6 protein-coding genes and 2 tRNA genes are annotated in these 6,482 nt (G+C 43.1%); 3 read left to right on the forward strand and 5 right to left on the reverse strand.

The window, feature by feature from the left end; all coding sequences use genetic code 11:
- Position 1: 1 nt before the first annotated feature.
- The 5 genes from otsB to W234_RS0106450 all read right to left on the reverse strand — a co-directional run bounded on the left by otsB (position 2) and on the right by W234_RS0106450 (position 3,879).
- On the reverse strand, positions 2-937 hold the full coding sequence (gene otsB / locus W234_RS0106430; RefSeq protein ID WP_025645818.1) for a trehalose-phosphatase: 936 nt from the start codon (positions 935-937) through the stop codon (positions 2-4).
- 573 nt (positions 938-1,510) lie between these two features.
- A tRNA-Leu gene (locus tag W234_RS0106435) sits at positions 1,511-1,597 on the reverse strand.
- 150 nt (positions 1,598-1,747) lie between these two features.
- A tRNA-Cys gene (locus W234_RS0106440) sits at positions 1,748-1,821 on the reverse strand.
- 137 nt (positions 1,822-1,958) lie between these two features.
- A complete protein-coding gene (locus tag W234_RS14800; RefSeq protein ID WP_213017893.1) occupies positions 1,959-2,093 on the reverse strand; it encodes a putative transporter small subunit in 135 nt (44 codons plus the stop codon).
- Positions 2,094-2,226: 133 nt separating this feature from the next.
- The gene (locus tag W234_RS0106450; RefSeq protein ID WP_198013321.1) at positions 2,227-3,879 is read right to left on the reverse strand and encodes a sodium:solute symporter family protein; all 1,653 of its coding nucleotides are present in this window, start codon (positions 3,877-3,879) and stop codon (positions 2,227-2,229) included.
- A 486-nt stretch (positions 3,880-4,365) separates the two neighbouring features.
- Between W234_RS0106450 and folD the strand changes: the two genes are divergently transcribed.
- The 3 genes from folD to W234_RS0106465 form a co-directional block, all read left to right on the forward strand.
- The gene (gene folD, locus W234_RS0106455; protein WP_025645821.1) at positions 4,366-5,262 is read left to right on the forward strand and encodes a bifunctional methylenetetrahydrofolate dehydrogenase/methenyltetrahydrofolate cyclohydrolase FolD; all 897 of its coding nucleotides are present in this window, start codon (positions 4,366-4,368) and stop codon (positions 5,260-5,262) included.
- Positions 5,263-5,379: 117 nt separating this feature from the next.
- Entirely contained in the window at positions 5,380-5,520 is a 141-nt protein-coding gene (locus W234_RS14320; RefSeq protein ID WP_227501893.1) for a hypothetical protein, read from the forward strand.
- Between the two features lie 99 nt (positions 5,521-5,619).
- On the forward strand, positions 5,620-6,482 hold an 863-nt coding region (locus W234_RS0106465), incomplete at its 3' end, for an IS30 family transposase (protein WP_025644112.1).

Below are 6,482 nucleotides of genomic sequence, written 5' to 3' on the forward strand. Positions count from 1 at the left end.
ATCACTGACCTCCTATTGTCTGTACTAGTGAGGAATTAACGTCTGCTATAGCAAACGATGGAGCATAGTAGGTTTGGCAAAATCTTAAAAAGCTGCTGAGTAAAACGGTGACCTCAAAGATATCATTAACGCGATAACGGGCACAGCTTGTTTCACTACCCACTTTAATACCCATGCCTTTTACTTTATGATCTTTTCCTGTTGAGCTACATACCTCCTGTACAGCGATAAAACCTGCTTCATCAGTAACATCATCACCGATAAAGATAGGGCAAAGCTCATTATTAGCACTCATTTTTTTTAGTAAGCTGACAATCGCGGTACCCTTATTAGCGCCTTTTGGTGCTATCTCCCAGACATATTTGCCAGGTTTTAATTCCCAATCAGAGTGGTTTTTTAAGGTGTTTGTCGCAATGTTATAAGCTATATCCGCCAAAGCCGGATTTTTTCGAAAATGAAGAGCGACAGAGTAAGGTTTATCTTCTATACTCAGATCGCTATAAGGATAGCTAAATCGGACGATATCTTGCTTTATTGCAGCAAGCTCAGTGCTATTAACGTAGGCGATATCGGTAGCATTCAAGCTTTTCTTATCGTCGCTCATAGTACTGGCATCAGTAGTACTATTATAAAAAGTTATTTCTAGTCCGTGAGTAGCAGCAATCGGTAGCATTAGAGGGGAGAGCATTTGCTTAGCTTCAGCAAGGCTACGTCCGGTGATGATAGCGATTTTAACGCCGCAGCTCTGTATCTGTCGTAACAGCTTTATCGTTGATTGGGGGATAACACTGTCTTTGGGATCTAAGGTGAAGTCTGCCAAAGTACCATCTAAATCCAAAAACAAAGCGTAATTTTGCTGAGCGGATAAATAATCAGCAAAGTGTTCTGGCTGAATATAGCTAGGTAACTGTTTCACGCAAGAGTTGGTTGAAGTCACCTTTCCTCCTTAATTTAGTGAAGAGCTATACTTTGGTTTAGACTGCTTTATCAGTTGGCTCGAATGACAAGTTTGCCATAAACATCCCCGTTCTCCGTTAGTGATGATAACTAGTTCTTTATAGTTTCTGTAATTTATAAACTACTGATTATAAAGATAATATTTATAGTTTTAAAACAATGTTTAAAAAAAATAAAGTATTGTTGTTGGATACAAGCCTTTAGATGCGAAGCAGTCGTGTTGAGCAGTGAGTGGCAAATTATGAATAATGAAAGCTTGCTATGAGTGAATGGCTAGACAAGCTATCAGCTACACATAAAAGTATTAAGGATCAAAAAGCTGCCTTTTGCATAAGCAGAAGACAGCTTTTATCTATAGACGTGTGGTTTTGTCTGCAGGGTTATGATGGTTTATATTTCCGTCTAAACTGATCGCTTTTCTTTTCATGCTTTATCTTTGCATAAGTACACTCAGTGTGCATAGCTTAAGCTAAATAAAGCAGTATAGAAGAAAGTATCAGACACAAAAAAACCGCAGACCATAGTTGGTTTGCGGTTTTTCGTACTTCTATAATGGTACCCGGAGCCGGACTTGAACCGGCACGCTCGTTAGAGCGAGGGATTTTAAATCCCTTGTGTCTACCAATTTCACCACCCGGGCAAAACTTGTTTTATCTAAAAAAGTAAGCTAGCTGATAGACCATCTAGTTACTAGATAAGTGCTCGCTATTATAAGCCGTTATCTCAATAATGCAAGTCAAAATTGAGCTAAATTATCAAAAATAACGCTAACAATAATTGAGCTAAAAAGTGGAGGCTGGGGTCGGAATCGAACCGGCGTCTACGGATTTGCAATCCGCTGCATAACCACTGTGCTACCCAGCCAAGGGTCACTATATTAGCAAAATTAATTCAAAATACAAGCTATTTTTTGGCTAAATTGTGCTTATTTATCGTCGCACGCACGCAAGTGTTAATTAATAGAGCGAATACAAGCAGTTAGCTTGCTTTAATGACATTGATTAGACAATATCTTTGTTATCGCGTTTGGCTCGTTTGATATCACGATAGGTTGCAGTGCAAATCAAGACTAGCACGGCTAAAGTGATAGCGGGCCAAATCAGGATATACAAGCCGTAAATAAAAGTGTTATCCATGTTATCTCCTTTTTATGGCTAATAAATAGGGTTTCAGTCATAGCCACTAAATCAGTTTTCAATAGTGGCTATAGACTCAAAACCGTCCTAAATTAAGCTAAGTTATATCAAGCTAAGTTTTATAGCCTACCTCTTACGGGTTCTTAGAGGCGGGGGCGACCTTAGCTTTTTTATCATAGTTACCGACGCGTTGTTTGATTAAATCAAAGTCGAAGCGCTCATTACCCATTAAGCTCACTAGCGTACAGACGATCGCACTAACGCCATAAGCCGTTAGGGAAGCGACTAACACCATATAATCACGTAAGAAGCCAGTGGCAAAGATCAACATCAAGATTAGCGTTATCAGGGCTGCACCCATACCTGCCTTACGGCCTAAGAAACCAAAGACCATCAGACCAATAACGACAGCTGCGCCAACACTCGCCATCGCCTCGAAGAATAGAGCGGTAACACCTGTGATAGGGATCAGCTCAAAACGAGCGATACAGAAGAATATCAAGGCGACAATCACCGCAGAGGTAAACGCGACATTGGTAACGCGGTTCCAAAACACGCTTGCGATGACCGGGAAGACGACCGCGCCCCATAATGCACCGACGAATACGAGCATCACTAAGATATCGAGCTTAAAGCTTGCAAATATCAGACCAGCAGCGGTGGCGACAATCATCGTACCACGGCCGACTAGCATCATCGTTCTTGGTTTGACTTGACCTTTTTTGGCGATGTTTTTACCGTAGACGTCCGCCATCATAATCGTCGATAATGCAGACAAATCAGAATCTGCCGTTGAAGATAATGAGCCGATAACTAAAATAAAGAACAGCGCAATAAATATCGGATGCAGATAAGTGCTGACCATTTGCGGAATCAGATTATTCATATCGCCATTTAGCGGATCGACACCGATGGTCAAAGCCATTAGACCTATCATACCTAGACCGATGACGATACCTGCGTAACCGATAGTGGCAGTAACAAAGGTGGGTTTGATTTTGTCTTGATCAATGGCGAATAGCCTTTGGGTAATCGTCTGGTTACCGATAGCATATGCTAATACCGCGACGAAGAAAGGCGCACCTTGCTGCAAGAAAGCTTCTGATGAAAAGAAGTCTTGCTGCTCAAGAGTTAGATTGGACAGCCCTTCTACCATGACGCTAGGACCACCCATAGAGAACAATACAGCCGGAATAATTACCACGCCGATAGCCATTAAGGCGACAAGCTGAGCGAAATCGGTAAAGACAGATGCTCGAAAGCCTGAGGTTAGCGTATAGCTTAAGACGCCGATACCAGCGATAAGTACACCGGTCTGAAACGATAACGGTGAGAGTACGGAAACTAAGGCGCCGGCGGCGGTGAAGTTGACCATCAAGCTAATTAAGCTGCCCATAAGGTTAGATATGGCTAAAATCAATTGGCTTGATGAGCCGTGGCGGGCGTGAATAAGCTCACCTAAAGTGTGACCGTTAGGGGCCAGTTCGCGAAAGCGCATGCCAAATGGGTAGATGAATAAAATCATCAATGCGCCCCAAAAGCCATAATGAATCGGACCGGACACACCGTATTTATAACCAGAAGTGGCCGCAGCATAAAAGGAGGCTGCCCAAATCCAAGTGGCGGTCATACTAGCGGCGCCCATACCGAAACCAACGCCGTGCCCTGCGACCATAAACCCACTGGTCGATTCTTTGTCTTTTTTGATCAGTAAAGAGAGTAAGTAAGTACCCCCATAAAAAGCGACTAACAGTAAAATAACAGTTAGCGCCGAAAATTGAAACAGTGACTCGTTTTGCAAATTCGCACCTCACTATAATTATCATTGACGTCATAAACTGACATAGATAGAAACTTAAAAAAGATAAATACCAAAGGAGTAGACCATTAGTATTTGATTTTTGTGTCAATAACCTAACACAGATGTAACTTCAAATCTATTGACCGCCCAGTTAACTTTTCTTCGCTTAACTTTGTGAGAATGCAAGAATCGCAAGCTCAGCTCTTACTGCAAATCTTAATATATGCACTATTACTGACACTCTTAGTAAGTAATGTGAGAAGGGATAAAAAGGCTTAATGCGTGTTAAATAAGCTTCAATGTAACTTGGATATAACTTGGATATAACTTGGATATAAAAAAGCAGCTAAGCTTATGAAAGGCATTTTAATAGGTATAAGTGGGTAGGCTTTTGACTGTAACAGAGGTACAATATCACGCGTGAATTATACGGGTTTCCTTTCTGTTCATCGCCAAAACTTTGGAGTTATCATGTCAAGTGCGTCAAACACTACTCAGCCATCAACTGAGCAAAAATCCGCTACGCTGTTAGATGGCAAAGCGCTCGCCAAACAGATAGAGCAGTCTCTGAGCCAGCGCGTGGCTACGCTCAAGGATAAGACGGGACGTACCCCAAGCCTTGCGACGATTTTGGTCGGTGCCGATCCTGCCTCCGCCACTTATGTACGTATGAAAGGCAATGCTTGCAAGCGTATCGGTATGGACTCAATCAAGGTGGAGCTGCCATCCGAAACCACCACCGAGCAGCTCAAAGCAAAAATTGACGAGCTCAATAATAATCCAGATGTACATGGTATTTTATTACAGCACCCTGTACCTGCGCATATCGATGAGCGTGCTTGTTTTGAGCAAATCGACTTGGCAAAAGATGTTGATGGCGTCACTTGCTTAGGTTTTGGTCGTATGAGTATGGGAGAGGCGGCATATGGCTCTTGTACGCCGCAGGGCATCATGCATCTGCTAGCGCACTATGATATCGAGCTATCCGGTAAGCAGGCTGTGGTGGTCGGGCGTAGTCCGATCTTAGGTAAGCCGATGGCGATGATGCTATTAAATGCGAATTGTACTGTGACGATTTGCCATTCAAGAACCGAAGATTTGCAAGCGCATGTACAGCGCGCTGATATTGTCGTTGGCGCGGTCGGCGTACCTGAGCTGATTAAAGCCGAGTGGATTAAACCCGGCGCGGTAGTGGTCGATGCCGGCTTCCATCCTACGGATAACGGCGGCGTTGGTGATATCGAGATGACGGGCGTGGCTGATATTGCTAGTGCCTATACGCCAGTACCAGGCGGTGTCGGGCCAATGACGATCAATACCTTGATTCGCCAAACCGTTGAAGCTGCAGAAAAGGCTGCAGGTTTGTAGACTGGTACAACGATTAAATAAATGATAGATTCGAATATTCATTGCTCATAGATAAGGCGTCTGATGCTATAGATTATCAGACCAAATCAACCAAACAAAAAGTTGATAGGTTCCCACATGTCTAAAAAAAATGTAGATCTTCATGAGCGTTTACAGCATATTGGCAGAGAGTTCGTCGATATTTGCCACTATATTATTTTATTTTTGATCAGTTTGGTGGTGATCTGGACAGCAGGTAAAGAGTTTATTGTTACTTAGATTAACACATGAAGTGCAATACCAAATGCAAGGTGAAAAAAAGACCTAGATGCGCTAGCATCAAAGTTTTTATCCACCGACCAAAGTGAGATTGCAACCATGAGCTATACACATCTAAGCCTAGGTGAACGATACCAGATTTATGCCCTTAAAGGGGCAAAACATAGTATTAATTTTATAGCGAGGGTGTTAAACAGAAGTCCCAGTACCATATCAAGAGAGCTTAGGCGTAATAAAAGCCTACGAGGTTACCGAGCAAAGCATGCTAATAACAAGGCTTGTGACAGACGGGCTAACAACGCCACAACTATTGTGACTGACCTCTGGGCATGGGTGACAGACAAGCTTAAAGAGAACTGGAGTCCTGAGCAAATATCTGGCGTTCATGCTGGTATCAGTCATATGAGCATTTATCGCTATATTTGGCGTGATAAGAGGCAGGGCGGTACATTGTGGCAGTGTCTCAGACGTAAAGGAAAACCATACCGGCAGCGTCTAACCGCTGAGACTCGAGGCCGTATCAATGACAGAGTCTCGATTCATGAGCGCCCTTGTATTGTTGAAGAACGCTCACGTATTGGAGATTGGGAAGCGGATACCGTTATCGGTCAGCATCACAAGCAAGCGATTGTCACGCTCGTTGAACGTAAAACGGGGCTGCTGAAGATGAAGCGTGTGGGTCATAAAACAGCACAGCAAGTATCAGAGGCAATGATAGAACTCTTAGCGCCAGTGAGGTTGCAGGTTAAGACCATTACCTCTGACAATGGTAAAGAGTTTGCTCAGCATAAGAAGGTGAAACAAAAGCTCTTTAGCCCTTTCTTCTTTGCCGATGCTTATGCGTCATGGCAGCGAGGAACCAACGAGAATACCAATGGCCTTATCAGAGAGTACTTGCCTAAGGGTTGTGACTTTAGACAAGTCTCTGATAATGAAATACAGGACATTGAGAACAAACTAAA

The sequence above is a fragment of the Psychrobacter sp. TB15 genome (assembly GCF_000511655.1).
Lineage (GTDB): Bacteria > Pseudomonadota > Gammaproteobacteria > Pseudomonadales > Moraxellaceae > Psychrobacter > Psychrobacter submarinus.

Coding starts and splice junctions, on each gene's coding strand:
- W234_RS14800 (WP_213017893.1), bottom strand. CDS start 2,093: ATGGATAACACTTTTATTTACGGCTTGTATATCCTGATTTGGCCCGCT.
- folD (WP_025645821.1), top strand. CDS start 4,366: ATGTCAAGTGCGTCAAACACTACTCAGCCATCAACTGAGCAAAAATCC.
- W234_RS14320 (WP_227501893.1), top strand. CDS start 5,380: ATGTCTAAAAAAAATGTAGATCTTCATGAGCGTTTACAGCATATTGGC.